Annotated in this window: 12 protein-coding genes; 6 read left to right on the forward strand and 6 right to left on the reverse strand. The window is 61.9% G+C overall.

Annotated elements, in window-relative coordinates:
• Nucleotides 1-360 precede the first annotated feature (360 nt).
• From BKP54_RS14710 to xylF, 3 genes are all read right to left on the reverse strand, one after another.
• Nucleotides 361-1,146, reverse strand: coding sequence for an ATP-binding cassette domain-containing protein (locus tag BKP54_RS14710; protein ID WP_025428054.1), 786 nt, complete (start codon nt 1,144-1,146; stop codon nt 361-363).
• Nucleotides 1,147-1,161: 15 nt separating this feature from the next.
• Nucleotides 1,162-2,487 (reverse strand): sugar ABC transporter permease, encoded by a 1,326-nt coding sequence (locus tag BKP54_RS14715; RefSeq protein WP_025428053.1) that lies wholly within the window; start codon nt 2,485-2,487, stop codon nt 1,162-1,164.
• A 340-nt stretch (nt 2,488-2,827) separates the two neighbouring features.
• Nucleotides 2,828-3,865, reverse strand: a complete 1,038-nt coding sequence (gene xylF, locus BKP54_RS14720) for a D-xylose ABC transporter substrate-binding protein (RefSeq protein WP_025428052.1) — start codon at nt 3,863-3,865, stop codon at nt 2,828-2,830.
• A gap of 576 nt (nt 3,866-4,441) precedes the next feature.
• Between xylF and BKP54_RS14725 the strand changes: the two genes are divergently transcribed.
• Nucleotides 4,442-5,662, forward strand: a complete 1,221-nt coding sequence (locus BKP54_RS14725) for an ROK family transcriptional regulator (RefSeq protein ID WP_025428051.1) — start codon at nt 4,442-4,444, stop codon at nt 5,660-5,662.
• A gap of 132 nt (nt 5,663-5,794) precedes the next feature.
• The gene (locus BKP54_RS14730; protein ID WP_057221388.1) at nt 5,795-8,161 is read left to right on the forward strand and encodes an EAL domain-containing protein; all 2,367 of its coding nucleotides are present in this window, start codon (nt 5,795-5,797) and stop codon (nt 8,159-8,161) included.
• A gap of 96 nt (nt 8,162-8,257) precedes the next feature.
• On the opposite strand, the gene iolG is transcribed toward BKP54_RS14730, so the two are convergent.
• Entirely contained in the window at nt 8,258-9,250 is a 993-nt protein-coding gene (gene iolG, locus BKP54_RS14735) for an inositol 2-dehydrogenase (protein ID WP_025428049.1), read from the reverse strand.
• 44 nt (nt 9,251-9,294) lie between these two features.
• On the opposite strand from iolG, the gene BKP54_RS37290 reads away from it, so the two are divergent.
• Entirely contained in the window at nt 9,295-9,861 is a 567-nt protein-coding gene (locus BKP54_RS37290; RefSeq protein WP_309141689.1) for a hypothetical protein, read from the forward strand.
• A 7-nt stretch (nt 9,862-9,868) separates the two neighbouring features.
• Here the strand turns inward: BKP54_RS37290 and BKP54_RS14745 are convergent, their stop codons facing one another.
• Nucleotides 9,869-10,309 carry a hypothetical protein gene (locus tag BKP54_RS14745; RefSeq protein ID WP_025428047.1) on the reverse strand — a complete coding sequence of 147 codons (441 nt, stop codon included), beginning with the start codon at nt 10,307-10,309 and terminating at the stop codon, nt 9,869-9,871.
• Nucleotides 10,310-10,404: 95 nt separating this feature from the next.
• Nucleotides 10,405-11,385, reverse strand: a complete 981-nt coding sequence (locus BKP54_RS14750) for a LysR family transcriptional regulator (RefSeq protein WP_025428046.1) — start codon at nt 11,383-11,385, stop codon at nt 10,405-10,407.
• A gap of 280 nt (nt 11,386-11,665) precedes the next feature.
• On the opposite strand from BKP54_RS14750, the gene chvE reads away from it, so the two are divergent.
• The 3 genes from chvE to mmsB all read left to right on the forward strand — a co-directional run bounded on the left by chvE (nt 11,666) and on the right by mmsB (nt 15,576).
• Nucleotides 11,666-12,733, forward strand: a complete 1,068-nt coding sequence (gene chvE, locus BKP54_RS14755; RefSeq protein WP_025428045.1) for a multiple monosaccharide ABC transporter substrate-binding protein — start codon at nt 11,666-11,668, stop codon at nt 12,731-12,733.
• Between the two features lie 99 nt (nt 12,734-12,832).
• Nucleotides 12,833-14,368 (forward strand): multiple monosaccharide ABC transporter ATP-binding protein, encoded by a 1,536-nt coding sequence (mmsA, locus tag BKP54_RS14760; protein ID WP_025428044.1) that lies wholly within the window; start codon nt 12,833-12,835, stop codon nt 14,366-14,368.
• Nucleotides 14,368-15,576, forward strand: coding sequence for a multiple monosaccharide ABC transporter permease (gene mmsB / locus BKP54_RS14765; RefSeq protein WP_025428043.1), 1,209 nt, complete (start codon nt 14,368-14,370; stop codon nt 15,574-15,576). The genes mmsA and mmsB overlap by 1 nt, the downstream gene beginning before the upstream one ends.
• Nucleotides 15,577-15,581 lie beyond the last annotated feature (5 nt).

The following is a 15,581-nucleotide window of genomic DNA, read 5'->3' on the forward strand; positions in this document are numbered from 1 at the left end:
TGAGCGGTTCATAGCTTAGCTTGCGCGTCGCTTCAATGGTGAAATGACGGAGTTCGCAGGGGAATTTGCGAGCGGCTCACAAATTGATGCGGAAGCCAGCCGATGGTCGAGCTTTGGAATGGGCCTGATGTGGCTGCCGGGCGGGGCGGGACAAGCTGTGCCCTTTGTGTCAGGCATGGCGGTGCGGGTGAGGGGAAAGGTCGGGCATGCAGAATGGATCAGTGGGGATGTCGAGGTGGTCTGCACCGGAGTCGAACATGACTCGTAAAGCGAGCTGAAGCCCTTGAAGCTTGCTACTCGGTTCCGCTTAAACCGATGAAACACATGGCCCGGCGATTGCCGGGCATGTGGCGTCGTTGGTTAGGCGGTCTGCATGGCGCCGGGGCCGGGGATCGCCTTGGGCGGGACCTTGCCCATGATGATCATGCCGAGCACCTCGTCCTTGGTCACATCCTCTGTGCGGGCCTGGCCGACGACCTGGCCGTTCTTCATCACCGAGACGCGGTCGGCGAGGTCGAAGACGTCGTGGATGTCGTGGCTGATCAGGAAGATGCCGATGCCTTCGCGCTTCAGCTGCTTGATCAGCTCGCCGACCTGGGCGGTTTCCTGGGGCCCGAGGGCTGCCGTCGGTTCGTCCATGATCAGGATGCGGGCGTCGAACAGGATCGCGCGGGCGATCGCCACCGACTGCCGCTGGCCGCCCGAAAGCGCCTTCACCGGTTCCTTGAAGCGCTGGAAGTTGGGGTTGAGACGCCCCATGACTTCGCGGGCCTTGGCCTCCATCGCCACGTCGTCGAGCGTGCCCCAGGGGGTGCGCAGCTCGCGGCCGAGATAGAGGTTGGCGGCCGCATCGACGTTATCGGCGACGGCAAGCGTCTGATAGATCGTCTCAATGCCGTATTTCTTGGCGTCGCGCGGGTTGCTGATGTCGGCGGCTTCGCCATTGATCAGGATCTCGCCGCCGTCGCGCTTGTAGGCGCCCGACAGGATCTTGATCAGCGTCGACTTGCCGGCGCCGTTGTGGCCGAGAAGCGCCACGACCTCGCCGGGGTAGAGGTCGACGGAAGCGTTGTCGACCGCATGGATGCCGCCGAAGGAGATGGAAATGTTCTTCATTTCCACGAGCGGAGTGCGTTGGTCTTTCATTGGTCGGACTCCTTCTTACTTGGCACGGGCGCGGTAGATCGTGTCGAGCCAGACGGCGACGACAAGAACCACGCCGACGACGATGCGCTGGAACGGCGAGTCGATCCCCAAGAGCACCATGCCCGACTGCAGCGATTGCATGACGAGTGCGCCGATCATCGCGCCGGCGATCGTGCCGACGCCGCCGGCAAGCGACGTGCCGCCGATGACCGCGGCTGCGATCGTGTAGAGCTCGTCGAGCTCGCCTTGCGCGTTAGTTGCGGCGTTGAGGCGGGCCGTCGAGATCGCCGCGGCGATGGCGCAGAGCACGCCCATCAGCATGAAGATCTTGACGGTGACCCAGCGGGTCTTGATCCCCGCCAGTTCGGCTGCCTCAGGATTGCCCCCGAGCGCAAAGACATAGCGGCCGAAGCGCAGGCGAGTGGCGATGAATGTCATGACGATGCCGACGGCGATGGCGACCAGCACGGGGATGGCGATACCGTGCGAGATGAGCAAGCCGCCGTCCGGCCAGGCGATGCCGTTGGCGTCGGCATATTTGCGAGCAATGTTGACCGGCCAGTAATAGTGGTTGGCGATCGCCACCGCGCCCATCACCAGGATGCAGCCGAGGATGCCGAGGAAATATTCGGCCCAGACCGGGCGCAGCGGAAAGCCGAAGCGCTTGCGCTGCTTGCGCGAGTTGAGGATGGCCCCGACGATGGCGATACAGGCGATGATGCCGACAATCCAGCTGGCTGTCGCCCCGATGGACCCCTCGGTGCCACCGCCCATCAGGCGGAAGGTGGAATTCATCGGTGCAACAGTCTGGCCGCTGGTGACGAACCAGGTGGCACCGCGCCAGACGAGCAGGCCGCCGAGCGTGACGATGAAGGCCGGCACGTTGAGGAAGGCGATGATCGAGCCCTGGAGCGCGCCGATCGCGGCGCCGACGGCGATGCCGCAGGCAAGCGTGATGATCCAGATGGCGGGATGCTCGAGCCCGAGATATTGCGGCAGGACCTTGACCTGCATGACCGCCATGATCATGCCGCAGAAGCCAAGCACGGAGCCGACCGACAGATCGATGTTGCGGGTGACGATGATCAGTACCATGCCGGTCGCCATCACGGCGACGGACGAGGTTTGAACCGTCAGGTTCCAAAGGTTTCTCGGCGTCAGAAACAGGCCGCCGGTCATGATCTCGAAGCCGAGCCAGATGATGGCCAGCGCGCCGACCATGCCGAGCAAGCGGGTATCGATCTCGGTGGCGCGGAAGAAGCGCTTCACCGGGTTCTCGTCCGCGTTGCGGGCACGGTTGGCCTGGCTCTGTGTCTGATTGCCTTGTGTGATGTCGGCCATGGACGTGCCTTCCCCCCACTTTCTGTTGATGTCACCGCATCCGCCGGCGCCAAAGACCGGAATGGGACGCGACAAGTCTGATGATGAAGACAGTTGTCGAGCGCTTCTCTCGTTCGTGCCAACGCGTGCCTGAAGGTCTTACAGCGCCGCGTGTGAAATATGACGCGCTAAGGACGCTGTAAAACTTCAAGCATGCTTCATGATCCTCTCCTCAGATCGCTTCCGATTTAAGGGATCATGCAGCGGGCATTGTCCGCCCCGGTCACACCTTGCGCAAGCGCCGCAACGGGTTGCGTTGCGGCGCTTGTCGAAGGTTAGAGCTCAACTCTGTCCGGGCGGCTTATTTGCACGCAGCGACGTCGCCCTTGACGCCCTGGCAAGCTTCGTCCTTGGAGATCCAGCCGGCGTCGATGACGACGTTGAGGTTCTCCTTGGTGATCGGAAGCGGTGCGAGGAAGACCGACTGCATGGCGACGCCCTTGGGGCCGCCATTGAAGGCCGTCACGCCGGCGATTTCTTCCATCTTCTTGCCGCTCGCCAGTTCGGCGGCGATTTCGGCTGCGCGCTTGCCGAGTTCACGCGAGTCCTTCCAGACCGAAACGGTCTGGGTGCCGAGGGCGACGCGGTTGAGGGCTGCCTTGTCGGCGTCCTGGCCGGAGACCGGAACGGAGCCGGCGAGGCCCTGGGCATCGAGGGCTGCAATCGCACCGCCAGCGGTGCCGTCGTTGGAAGCGACGACCGCGTCGACCTTGTTGTCGTTTGCGGTCAGGAACTGCTCCATGTTCTTTTGGGCATTTTCCGGCTTCCATCCGTCGGTGTAGGCTTCACCGACGCTCTTGATCTTGCCGGCGTCGACAGCTTCCTTCAGCACTTCCATCTGTCCGGAGAACAGGAAGTCGGCGTTCGGGTCGGCAGACGAGCCCTTGATGAAGACATAGTTGCCTTCCGGCTTGACCTTGAACACTTCGCGAGCCTGCATGCGGCCCACTTCCTTGTTGTCGAAGGTGATGTAGAAGGCGGCCGGATTTTCGATCAGGCGGTCGTAGCCGACAACCGGAATGCCTTCGGCGGCAGCCTTTTCGATGGCCGGGCCGATGGCGTCGCTATCCTGTGCAAGCACGATCAGAGCGTTGGCACCCTGGGCGATCAGCGACTCGACGTCGGTCAGCTGCTTGGCAGCGGAAGACTGGGCGTCAGCGGAAATGTACTTGTCGCCGGATGCCTCAAGTGCTGCCTTGATGGCGGCTTCGTCGGTTTTCCAACGCTCTTCCTGGAAGTTCGACCAGGAAACGCCGACCACCAGATCCTTGGCGATGGCTGCGGAATGCATCGACGCGATGATGGCAGCCCCTGCCATCAGCTTCAAAACGGATTTCATTTCATCCTCCCGAGTGGCGGCCGGCTGAGCGTGCGAACCTCCCGCACCATCCTCGACCAGCCTTGCAACGCTGTCGAAATGCCACCGTAAACATCGTCCGGTTTTATTTTCTCGACAGTCGAGAAAATGAATGTCAGAGAATCCACGGCCTGTCAACACGGCCGACCCGGTTGCGTATGGACTGCCGATGCGCCGGTTTCCTGGGCTCGTCACCGGGGGTGCGGTGAGGGTCCGGGTGAAACGGACGCAGGCGGGAAGGGGATTGTTGTGTCATTTCAACAGTTCCGGCCGCCAAGCTCGGGTCGGGTGCCGCGTGATTTGCCGGCGACCCCGCTCGGTCTTGATCAATGGCCGTGCGTTTCAGCTCTGATGACAGCCTTCTCGCTCAGCGCCGAGCAAGTTCATTGCCACTCATCGCTGCCGGAAAGGGTCTGTGGATTATTTCTCGACAGTCGAGAAAATCAATGGCAGAGATTGACGAGGTGTCGACAAGGCGATCAGTGCCTTGCCTCGCCGTGCAACAGATGCTTTGGGAGGGCATGTGTTCGAAGGACCCGCCACCGGCAAGGACGTATGATGCTGACCAAGTCCAGCACTGAGCTCGTGCGTCAGCAGAACAGTGCGCTGGTCCTTGCCGCGCTCCGGCGCGCCCGCAATCTCTCGCATACCGAAATTTCCGCCGCAACCGGGCTCGCCTCGGCGACGGTGTCGGCGATCACGGCCGAGCTCGAGCGCGCCGGAGTGATCGCCAAGGCGGAACAGCATGTGCAGGGCGGACGAGGGCGCCCGCGCGTCCTGTTCACGCCACGTCGCGACTGCGGTTACATCGTCGTCGTGCGTATCTCTTCGGATGTGGTGCAGTATTCGCTGACCGACTATGGCGGCACGCTGCTCGACCGCTTCGAGGAGGGCCGCAATCACGACCAGCGCGGCACGGACGCGTTTGCGCGCACCTTCGTCGAGGCGCTGGAGCGCCTGCTGCAGCGCTCGCGCCTGACGCGCGACCGCGTGCTGGCCATCTCCATCAGCAGCAAGGGGCTGGTCGACGCCGATACGGACGCGGCACGGCTGCTCTGGTCTCCGGTGTTCGGCAGCGAGCAGCTCGACTTTGCCGCGTTGCTTGCGCCGGAATGGCGAGCGAGGGTGATGCTCAACAATGAGACCCTGCTGGTGGCACAGGCGCTGGCGGCCGAAGCGGAGCGCGCGCCGGACGGCGGATTTCGATCGCTTGCCGCCATCTCGCTCGGCCACAGCATCGGCCTCGGCGTTGCCCGCAAGGGCAGGTTCGGCGAGATCGACGTGACGGCGCCGAATTTCGGCCACATGCTGCATGCGCCATCGGCCGGACTGTGCCGTTGCGGCGCCTATGGCTGCATCGAAGCGGCTGCCGGTTTCTACGGCATTCTGCGGGCCGCCTTCGAAGTGCCGGCCGACACGATCCCGGCGAAATTCGTGCCAATTGCCGAAATGGACAAGATCGCAGCGAGTGCGCGCCAGGGGCATCGCATGGCCGGCTATGCCTTTCGCCAAGCTGGCATCGCGCTCGGCAACGGCGTCTCGCGCATGCTCAGTCTTTACGAGCGTATGCCGATCTACGTTACCGGCCCCGGCACGCGCTACTTCGATCTCTTGCGCGGCGGGTTGGAGGAGGGCGTATCCCAGTCACTCCAGCTCAGGCTTCAGGGCGCGCCCGAGATATCGGTCGTGCTCGACGAACAGCGGCTCGTGTTCGACGGCCATCTCGAGCGTGCTCTGGGCAAGATCGACAGCGAGATTGCTACGGCCGGATCGCACTAAGGAACAGCCGCTTTGGCGAGACGGGCGAGGCAACCATTTTTGGGGTTGCATCAAGGGCGAACAAACCAGCTAATACAATTTACAGTTATTTAGCAACTCCTTGTCAATGTGACATTGACGCGGGAGACGATGATGTTTTCAGTGATTGCATGCATACGCGATGATCACGATTGGCGTCTGGTGCTGGTGGCGGCCGTGGTTTGCCTGGCCGGTTGCGTCGCAACCATGCTGTTGCTGCTGCGTGCCCAGCGAAGCGAAGGCAGTCAGCGCGGTCTTTGGACCGCCGTCAGTGGTTTTGCCTGCGGCATCGGCGTCTGGTCCACTCATTTCATTGCCATGCTCGCCTATGATGGCGGGATGACGGTTTCCTATGGCGCCTGGGGGACGACGCTTTCGATCGTTCTCGCGATCGCGGCCGCCTGGGTTGCTTTCACGGTCGGGCTTGGCGCTCGCTCGCACTACGCCCTTGCATCTAGCGGTGTCATCCTGGGCGGCGGCATTGCCGCCATGCACTTTACCGGCATGCAGGCGCTCGAGATGCCGGGACACATTGTCTACGATGCAAGGTTCACGGTTTTCGGCATCGTCGCCGGCACCCTGCTGGCGATGGCAGCGCTGCATGCGTTTCATGTGCTGCGCAACGCCCGCAGGCTTGTCGTCTCGACGCTGCTGCTCGTCGTTGCCATCTGCGTCCTGCACTTCACCTCGATGAGTGGCATCACGCTGGTACCGGCGCCGGATATTCCGGCAGCCGATACCATCCATCCGGCCTGGCTTGCCGGCGGGGTCATTGCTGCCTCGACCATGCTGATCATCCTGGCCTTCGGCGCGCTGTTCGTCGATCGGCATCTGACCGACCTGCGCGGGCTTGCCAATGCATCGCTGGAAGGCATGGCCATCGTGCATGAAGGCCGCATCATCGACACCAACGAGCGTTTTGCGCGCCTGACGGGATGGAAGGTTTCGGAGCTCACCGGCCGAGAACCGGCGGAGGTTTTCGCCTTCGGTGAGGAAGGGCTGCAGAGCCATCATCGCGGCGACGGCCCCGGCGAAATCGATCTGATCAATGTGGCCGGCCAGTCCGTGCCGGTCGAGTTCATGTGCCGGACGGTCGAGTATCGCGGCCGCGAATGCGAGGTGATCTTCGTGCGCGACCTCAGCGCGCGCAAGGAAGCCGAGCGCACTATCGAGCATCTGGCCCACCACGATGTGCTGACCGATCTTCCCAATCGTGGTTTCTTCGACCGGCGCCTGGCCCAGGTCATGACGGTGGCGGCGGCGAAGAACGAGCAGCTTGCCATCCTTTGCCTCGACCTCGACCGCTTCAAGGCCGTCAACGACATTTTCGGCCATGGCGAGGGGGACCGCATCCTCATGAAGGTCGCCGACATCCTGCGCAAGGCGGTCGGCGAGGGGGATACCGTCGCCCGGCTGGGCGGCGACGAGTTTGCCATTCTTCAGGTGGGTGGCGAACAGCCCGACGCGGCGCGTCACCTGTCGGACCGCATCCTGACTTATTTTGCCGCCGAGATGGATACGAACCGCGATCCGACCGCCGTCGGCGTCAGCATCGGTGCTGCGATCTACCCTGCTGATGGCGACACGGCTGACCGGCTGCGCAACAATGCCGACACCGCTCTCTACCGCGCCAAACAATCGGGCAAGGGGATCGCCTGCTTCTTCGACACGGAAATGGACGAGACCGTGCGCACGCGACGGCAGATCGAAAACGACCTGCGCCATGCCGTGCTTCGCCGGCAGCTCTTCCTTGAATATCAACCGCTTGTCGATCTGCGCGGCGATCGGATCCTGGGCTACGAGGCGCTCTTGCGCTGGATGCATCCGGAGCGTGGCCTCATCAGCCCCGATGTCTTCATCCCGATCGCCGAGCAAAGCGGTTCGATCATCCAGATCGGCGAATGGGTGCTGGAGCAGGCCTGCAGGGAGGCGGCGAAATGGAACGAGCCTCTACCGGTTTCGGTCAATATCTCGCCGGTGCAGTTCCTGCTTCCCAATCTTTTCGATCAGATCTTTGGTATCCTGCGGCGAACGGGGCTGGAGCCGCGCCGGTTGGAGCTGGAGATCACCGAGGCGGCCCTTCTGCACAATCGCGAAGACGTTCTCGCCACCCTCGGACGACTGAGGATACATGGGGTGCGCATCGTCATGGATGATTTCGGCACCGGGCATTCCTCGCTCAGCAACCTGCAGACGTTCCCGTTCGACAAGCTGAAGATCGATTGCAGCTTCACTGCCGTGATCGACAAGGACCCTTCGGCGCACGCGATCGTCAGGGCGATCATTGCGCTTGGCAACAGCCTCAACCTGCCTGTCGTAACCGAAGGCGTGGAAACGGAGCGGCAAAGGCAGATCCTGGTCGACGAGGGCTGCCTCCAGGTTCAGGGCTTTCTCACTGGCAGGCCCGGCGTTGCCCCGAGCACCGGGCAGGAGGAGCAGTCAGGCGGATGGGAGAATGCGCCATTGCGCGCGGACGGCTGAGGCAATGAACTGAAACACGAAACGGCCGGGCGTGTCGCGCCCGGCCGTTTGTCTTTGCCAAACGGAAACCCGCTTCGCACTTTTCCTCGAAATGCTTTACGCGACGCTGATCTGGCGCTTTTCGATGACCGACTTCACGGCTGCGTCGGCAAGCGCGAGCGCTGCCAGGCCATCCTTGCCCGACGGGGTGATTTCCGTGCCCTTTTCGATCGCGGAGATGAAGCTCTCGATCTCGTTGGCATAGGCTTCGGTGTAGCGGGTCATGAAGAAATCGTGCAGCGGCGGGCGGGTGTAGCCTTCGCCATTGGCGATCTCGATCGACACCGGGCGCTGGTTTTCCGCCGAGACGACACCCTGGGAGCCGTGAACCTCGATGCGCTGGTCGTAGCCGTAGGTGGCGCGGCGCGAGTTGGAGATGATCGCCTGTTTGCCGGAGGCGGTCTGCAGGATGACGGACACACTGTCGTAGTCGCCGGCTTCGCCGATTGCCTTGTCGACGAGGACGGCGGCGGTCGCCGTTACCGATACGGGCTCTTCGCCGAGCAGGAAGCGCGCCATGTCGAAGTCATGGATCGTCATGTCGCGGAAGATTCCGCCCGAGCGCTTGATGTAGTCGACCGGCGGCGCGCCGGGATCGCGCGAGGTGATCGTCACCATCTCGACGTCGCCGATCTTGCCGGCGTCGATTGCCTGCTTGACGGCCATGAAATGCGGGTCGAAGCGGCGGTTGAAGCCGACCATCAGCTTGCCCTTGGTCTCGGCCACCACCTTCATGCAGGCCCGCACGCGATCGACATCGAGATCGATGGGCTTTTCGCAGAAGATCGCCTTGCCGGCGCGGGCGAAACGCTCGATCAGGTCGGCATGGGTATCGGTCGGCGTGCAGATGACAACGGCGTCGATATCGGCCGATTTTTCGATTGCCTCGATGGTGCGGACCTCGCAGCCATAGGCCTTGGCGATGGCATCGGCGGCGGCCGGAAAGGCGTCGGCCACGGCGACGAGCACGGCATCGGGATTGCCGCTGACGGCCTTTGCGTGAACCTTGCCGATGCGTCCGGCGCCCAGAAGACCAAATCTCACTGTCATCTCTGTCTCTCTCGAAATCCGGTCCTCGACCGGGAAGGTGCGTGATGATCGGCGCTCATCGCGCAAAGGCGCCGCGGAGGGGCAATTCCGCGATTGGGTTGCAAGGTGGTTGTCAGCGATGGTGCCCGAGCGGATGCCGCGCGCTTTCCTCTCCCTTGCCCGACCGTTTCTTCCGTGCGGGCGTCCGGCGCCATCTGTTCGGAATGAAATGGTCGAAGAAAACAATTTCGGAATTTTTATTCTATTTTCATGGTGCCCGTCAAGGGCGTGATGCGGTCGCGGGCTTGCGGCGGCCGGTGGATTTCCCCTACAAGACATCCGTTGCCGATCACGAGCGCAAGCACCCAGAGGACAGGATGATCAAACTCATCGACCCGGACCACGCCTTTTACCGTCCCTTGTGGCGGCGGGTTTTGATCTTTTTAGTCTGCGCCGGCTGGGCGGCGCTCGAATTCTATCACGACCAGCCGTTCTTCAGCATCATCGCTCTGGCGATCGCCGCCTATGTCGGGTCCTCTCTGCTGCTGTTTTACAAGCCGACAGACAAGACTGCCGGTGCTGAGGGCTCGGCGTCAAAAGACGAGACGCCCAAGGCTGACAACGACGCGTGAGCGGCGGTCAGGCCGCCTGCAATTGGCGCGACGCCTCGTCGATGAGCATGTTGGCGAGTTTCATCCGGACCGTCGCATTGGCGCGGTAGTCCTGCGGCAGGCGATCGGGATGATTGGCGGCGGCGAAGCTTCGCCGCTTGGCAGCGAGCGTCGTCAATGTCTCCCCTTCACCAAGGTCAAGTTCCTCGGCGACTTCGGCAAGGCTGATGCGGTTGAGAAATTCCGGCATCGGCTCTATCGGCGGCGGCTCGACGAAGGACGCATCGAAATAGGCTCGCTCGACGGCGCTGCGCGCAGCAGACGCGCTGTCGGCGCCGCCGGCGACGAACGTGGTTGCGAACAGAGGCGTGCGCGACGTCGCGAAAACCTCCGCATTGGCGGTCTCTTCCTCGTCTTCTTCCGTCTTCAGCCGCTCGAGCACGGACTGAAACACCGACATTCCGAACATGCAGCCTCCGCTATCCCGGCGCAAAATGCCGGATGGAGATTATCCCAGGCTGATCAACTTGATCATGCCCAGGCTGATCAACCAATGCTGGCTGATCATGCTCGTCCCTGTTTGAGAATGAGGTCGTAGAGCAGCTTGGCGCTCGGCGGCAGCGCGCGTCCCTCGGCGGTGATCAACCCATAGGGCTTGATGCGGATCGGGATCTCGGTTTTGAGGATGCGGATCTCGCCGGCCGGCGTGCCGTTGTCGGCGATCAGGTTGGCGACATCGAGCGCCACCGGCGCAATCGCATTGGTGTTGCGCACGATCGACAGCGTCAGGATGATCGACGAGGTGTTGATGACGGTCGCCGGTAGGCGCACACCCGCGGACATGAAGCTGTCTTCGACGGCGCGGCGCAGCAGCGTTCCCGGCGGCTGGAACACCCAGTCGTAGGCGGGCAGATCTTCGGCGCCGGCAATGGGCTTGTCGAGCAGCGGATGGCCGTCGCGCACGATCAGGCAGACCTCCTCGTAGCCGATCTCGACCATGTTGAAGAGCCGCGGGCTGAGATCGTCTGGGATGCGTCCGACGACGAAGTCGTGGCGGGCGGCGAGCAGCTCGCGCGTCAGCACATTGCTGTTTTCGATCTGGATGTTGATCTCGATGCCGGGATAGGCGGTGATGACCTGGCGGATTGCCGGAACGGCGAGGTTGAGCGCCGGCCCGGTCACCGAGCCGATCGACACCGAGCCGCCGCTGCCGGTCTTCAGTTCGCTGATCTCGCGCGAGGCCTCCCGCAGTTCCAGAAAGATCGTGCGCGCCCGCCGCGCCAACGCCTGGCCGTAGCGGGTCAGTTCTACGCCGCGTGCCACTCGCTCGCAGATCGGCGCCTTCAGGATCGTCTCGATCTCCGCCAGCATGCGCGAGGCGGCGGGCTGGGAGATGCCGAGCGTCTCGGCGGCCGCACTGATGCGACGATGATCGTCGATCGCCAGGATCAGCCGGAGGTGATTGATCTTCAGCCCTGAGCGAAAGAGCCCGCTGTCGAACTGTTCGGCGGCAATCCCTGTCGTGCCGGGCTTTCCTTCTTTCATCATCGTGGGCAATCCAGTTTTCAGGATGTTTCAAAAATCACACTGTTTTCGAGTAGTATATCAATATTGGTATGGTAGCAAAGCGATATTGTATTTGACAGTTATGGCTTTTGATTCCAGTTTTTCCCCATGTGCCAGTGCATGTGGGAGCATGCGGGCGGGGAGGACTTCCTTCACCTGGATCCACCGCCGGAGACGCGATCTCCGGGCCGGTGGATCGCTGCGCATAGGACGGGGAGGCTGCGGGCCTGCCGGCTTCAACACTTTTGGGAGAGACCAGATGAAATTGATTACTTCGCTTCTCGCAGCGGCCGCGATCTCCGTCGCGTCGTTTGCTGCGCCCGCCTTCGCACAGGACAAAGGCACGGTTGGCATTTCCATGCCGACGAAGACCTCGACCCGCTGGATCTCCGATGGCGAGACCATGGAGAAGCTGTTCAAGGAAGCCGGTTACACGCCGGACCTGCAGTTTGCCGACGATGATATTCCGAACCAGCTCGCCCAGATCGAAAACATGGTGACCAAGGGTGCCAAGGTTCTCGTCATCGGCGCCATCGACGGCACGACGCTTTCCGACATCCTGCAGAAGGCCCATGACGCCGGCGTCAAGGTCATCGCTTACGACCGTCTGATCCGCGATTCGGGCAATGTCGACTACTACGCCACCTTCGACAACTTCCAGGTCGGCGTGCAGCAGGCAACGTCGCTGGTGCAGGGCCTGAAGCTCGACGGCGCGACCGAGCCGAAGAACGTCGAACTCTTCGGCGGTTCGCCTGACGATAACAACGCCTTCTTCTTCTACGACGGTGCGATGTCGGTCCTGCAGCCGCTGATCGACAGCAACAAGATCGTCGTCAAGTCCGGCCAGAAGGGCATGGACCAGGTCGGCACGCTGCGCTGGGATGGTGCCGTTGCCCAGGCCCGCATGGAAAACCTGCTGTCCTCCAACTACACCGATGCCAAGGTCGATGGCGTTCTGTCGCCCTACGACGGCCTGTCCATCGGCATCATCTCGGCGCTGAAGGGCGTCGGCTATGGTTCCGGCGACATGGCGATGCCTGCCGTTACCGGTCAGGACGCCGAACTGCCTTCGGTCAAGTCGATCCTTGCCGGCGAACAGTATTCGTCGATCTTCAAGGACACGCGCGAACTCGCCAAGGTCACGGTCGGCATGGTCAATGCGATCATGGAAGGCAAGGAGCCGGAAGTGAACGACACCAAGACCTATGACAACGGCGTCAAGGTCGTTCCGTCCTACCTGCTGAAGCCGGTCGCGGTCGACAAGTCCAACATCAAGGATGTGCTGGTCTCCTCCGGTTACTACACCGAAGATCAGATCAACAACTGATAGGATGACGCACCTGAGGGTCCGCGATCCATCGCGGACCCTTTTATCCCGGTGAGGGAGCCTGTACTCTCTTGCCGACTGCCGCTGGAATGACTGAACATGGACAATATCATTCTCGAAATGCGTGGCATCACCAAGACGTTTCCGGGCGTCAAGGCGCTGGACAATGTCAGCTTCAAGGTTCGCGAAGGTGAGATCCACGCTCTGGTCGGTGAAAACGGTGCCGGCAAATCGACGCTGATGAAGGTACTGAGCGGCGTCTATCCCGCCGGCACCTATGACGGCGAGATCTACTACGACGGCGAGCCTCGCCGCTTCTCGACCATCTCTGACAGCGAACATCTCGGCATCATCATCATCCACCAGGAACTGGCGCTGGTTCCGCTGCTGTCGATCGCCGAAAACATCTTTCTCGGCAACGAGATCGCCACCAATGGGGTGATCCATTGGCCGCAGACCTTTGCCCGCACGCAGGAACTTCTGAAAAAGGTGGGCCTGAGCGAGCCGCCCGCCACGCTGATCACTGACATCGGCGTCGGCAAGCAGCAGCTGGTCGAGATCGCCAAGGCGCTGTCGAAGAAGGTGCGGCTGCTGATCCTCGACGAACCGACCGCCTCGCTCAACGAAAACGATTCTGACGCGCTCTTGAAGCTCTTGATGGAGTTTCGCGCGCAGGGCATGACTTCGATCATCATTTCGCACAAGCTGAACGAGATCCGCAAGGTCGCCGACCAGATCACCATCCTGCGCGACGGCGGAACCGTTGAAACGCTCGACTGTCAGACCGAGGATATCGGCGAAGACCGGATCATCAAGGGCATGGTCGGTCGTGCGATGGAAGATCGTTACCCGCCGCGCGAGCCCAAGATCGGCGAGACGCTCTTGGAAGTGAAGAACTGGAACGTCTTCCACCAGCATCACCGCGACCGGCAGTTCCTGCACGACGTCAATTTTACCGTGCGCGCCGGCGAAGTCGTCGGCATCGCCGGCCTGATGGGGGCGGGGCGAACCGAAACGGCGATGAGCATCTTCGGCAAGTCCTGGGGGCACAAGATCACCGGCGACGTCCTGATGCGCGGCAAGCCGGTCGACGTCAGCACCATCCCCCGCGCCATCGACGCTGGTCTCGCCTATGTCACCGAAGACCGCAAGCAACTGGGTCTCGTGCTGATCAACAACATCAAGGAGAACACCACGCTCTCCAACCTGAAGGCGGTGGCGTCCAACGGCGTCATCGACGATCGCAAGGAGGTCAAGGTCGCCTCCGACTATCGTTCGAAGCTGCGCATCCGCTCGCACTCGATCTATCAGGAAACGGTCAATCTTTCCGGCGGCAATCAGCAGAAGGTGGTGCTGTCGAAGTGGCTGTTCACCAATCCGGAAGTCCTCATCCTCGACGAGCCGACACGCGGTATCGATATCGGCGCGAAGTATGAGATCTACACCATCATCAACCAGCTTGCAGCCGAGGGCAAAGGCATCGTGATGATTTCATCGGAGATGCCGGAACTGCTTGGAACCTGCGACCGCATCTACGTCATGAACGAGGGCCGCATCGTCGCCGAGCTTTCAAAGGCCGAAGCGAGCCAGGAATCCATCATGCGTGCCATCATGCGTTCAGGGGAGAAACACTAATGGTCGCCGATACGAGCACCCAACCGAACAAACCCTCGATCGGGGACTATCTCAAGAACAACATCCGCGAATACGGCCTCCTGGTCGCGCTCGTGGTCATCATGCTGTTCTTCCAGTTCGTCACCAACGGCGTGCTGTTCCGCCCGGTCAACATCACCAACCTGGTGCTGCAGAACTCGTTCATCGTCATCATGGCGCTGGGCATGCTGCTGATCATCGTCGCCGGACACATCGACCTTTCGGTCGGCTCGATCGTCGCCTTCATCGGGGCGATATCGGCGATCATGCTGGTCAAGTGGGGCCTGCCGGCCTTCGTCGTCATTCCTGCCTGTCTTGTTGTCGGCGGCATCATGGGGGCGGCGCAGGGTTACTGGGTCGCCTATCAGAAGATCCCGTCCTTCATCGTCACGCTTGCCGGCATGCTGGTCTTCCGCGGGCTCACCTACGTGGTGCTCGGCGGCCGGCCGATCGGTCCGTTCCCGAAGGAGTTTCAGCTGCTTTCGACAGGCTTCGTTCCGGATTTCCTCTACTTCCTCAATCCGAGGCCCGACCTCATCCAGAACATGGTGGCGCTGGTGGCGGTGCTGGCACTCGTCGGCTACGCCATCTATGCGGGCGTGCGCAATCGCCGGGTCAACGAGCAGCACGGTAGCGAAAACGAGCCCTTCGTCTTCTTCGCCATCCAGATGGCGGTCATCGCCGTCGTTGCGCTGTTCATCGGCTATCAGCTTTCGACCTATCGCGGCCTGCCCAACGTGCTGATTGCCATGGGCGTGCTGATCGCGCTCTATACCTTCGTCACCACGCGCTCGACGATCGGCCGTCGCATCTATGCCATGGGCGGCAACGTCAAGGCGGCGAAGCTCTCCGGCATCAACACCGAGCGGCTGACGTTCTACACCTTCATCAACATGGGTGTTCTGGCCGCACTTGCCGGCATGATCATCACCGCCCGCCTCAACTCGGCAACGCCGAAGGCCGGCCAAGGCTTTGAACTCGACGTGATTGCGGCCTGCTTCATCGGCGGCGCCTCAGCGTCCGGCGGCGTCGGCAAGATCATCGGCGCGGTGATCGGGGCCTTCATCATGGGCGTGATGAACAATGGCATGTCGATCATGGGCATCGGCATCGACTACCAGCAGCTGATCAAGGGTCTGGTGCTGCTCGCTGCCGTCTTCTTCGACGTCTACAACAAGAACAAGGGCTGACCAGC

This window comes from Ensifer sp. 1H6 (assembly GCF_001976035.1).
Classification (GTDB): Bacteria; Pseudomonadota; Alphaproteobacteria; order Rhizobiales; family Rhizobiaceae; genus Ensifer; species Ensifer canadensis.

What these genes read in the sequence shown, in the direction of transcription:
- BKP54_RS14710 (WP_025428054.1), bottom strand. Translation starts at nt 1,146, where the DNA reads ATGAAAGACCAACGCACTCCGCTCGTGGAAATGAAGAACATTTCCATC.
- BKP54_RS14715 (WP_025428053.1), bottom strand. Translation starts at nt 2,487, where the DNA reads ATGGCCGACATCACACAAGGCAATCAGACACAGAGCCAGGCCAACCGT.
- xylF (WP_025428052.1), bottom strand. Translation starts at nt 3,865, where the DNA reads ATGAAATCCGTTTTGAAGCTGATGGCAGGGGCTGCCATCATCGCGTCG.
- BKP54_RS14725 (WP_025428051.1), top strand. Translation starts at nt 4,442, where the DNA reads ATGCTGACCAAGTCCAGCACTGAGCTCGTGCGTCAGCAGAACAGTGCG.
- BKP54_RS14730 (WP_057221388.1), top strand. Translation starts at nt 5,795, where the DNA reads ATGTTTTCAGTGATTGCATGCATACGCGATGATCACGATTGGCGTCTG.
- iolG (WP_025428049.1), bottom strand. Translation starts at nt 9,250, where the DNA reads ATGACAGTGAGATTTGGTCTTCTGGGCGCCGGACGCATCGGCAAGGTT.
- BKP54_RS37290 (WP_309141689.1), top strand. Translation starts at nt 9,295, where the DNA reads ATGATCGGCGCTCATCGCGCAAAGGCGCCGCGGAGGGGCAATTCCGCG.
- BKP54_RS14745 (WP_025428047.1), bottom strand. Translation starts at nt 10,309, where the DNA reads ATGTTCGGAATGTCGGTGTTTCAGTCCGTGCTCGAGCGGCTGAAGACG.
- BKP54_RS14750 (WP_025428046.1), bottom strand. Translation starts at nt 11,385, where the DNA reads ATGAAAGAAGGAAAGCCCGGCACGACAGGGATTGCCGCCGAACAGTTC.
- chvE (WP_025428045.1), top strand. Translation starts at nt 11,666, where the DNA reads ATGAAATTGATTACTTCGCTTCTCGCAGCGGCCGCGATCTCCGTCGCG.
- mmsA (WP_025428044.1), top strand. Translation starts at nt 12,833, where the DNA reads ATGGACAATATCATTCTCGAAATGCGTGGCATCACCAAGACGTTTCCG.
- mmsB (WP_025428043.1), top strand. Translation starts at nt 14,368, where the DNA reads ATGGTCGCCGATACGAGCACCCAACCGAACAAACCCTCGATCGGGGAC.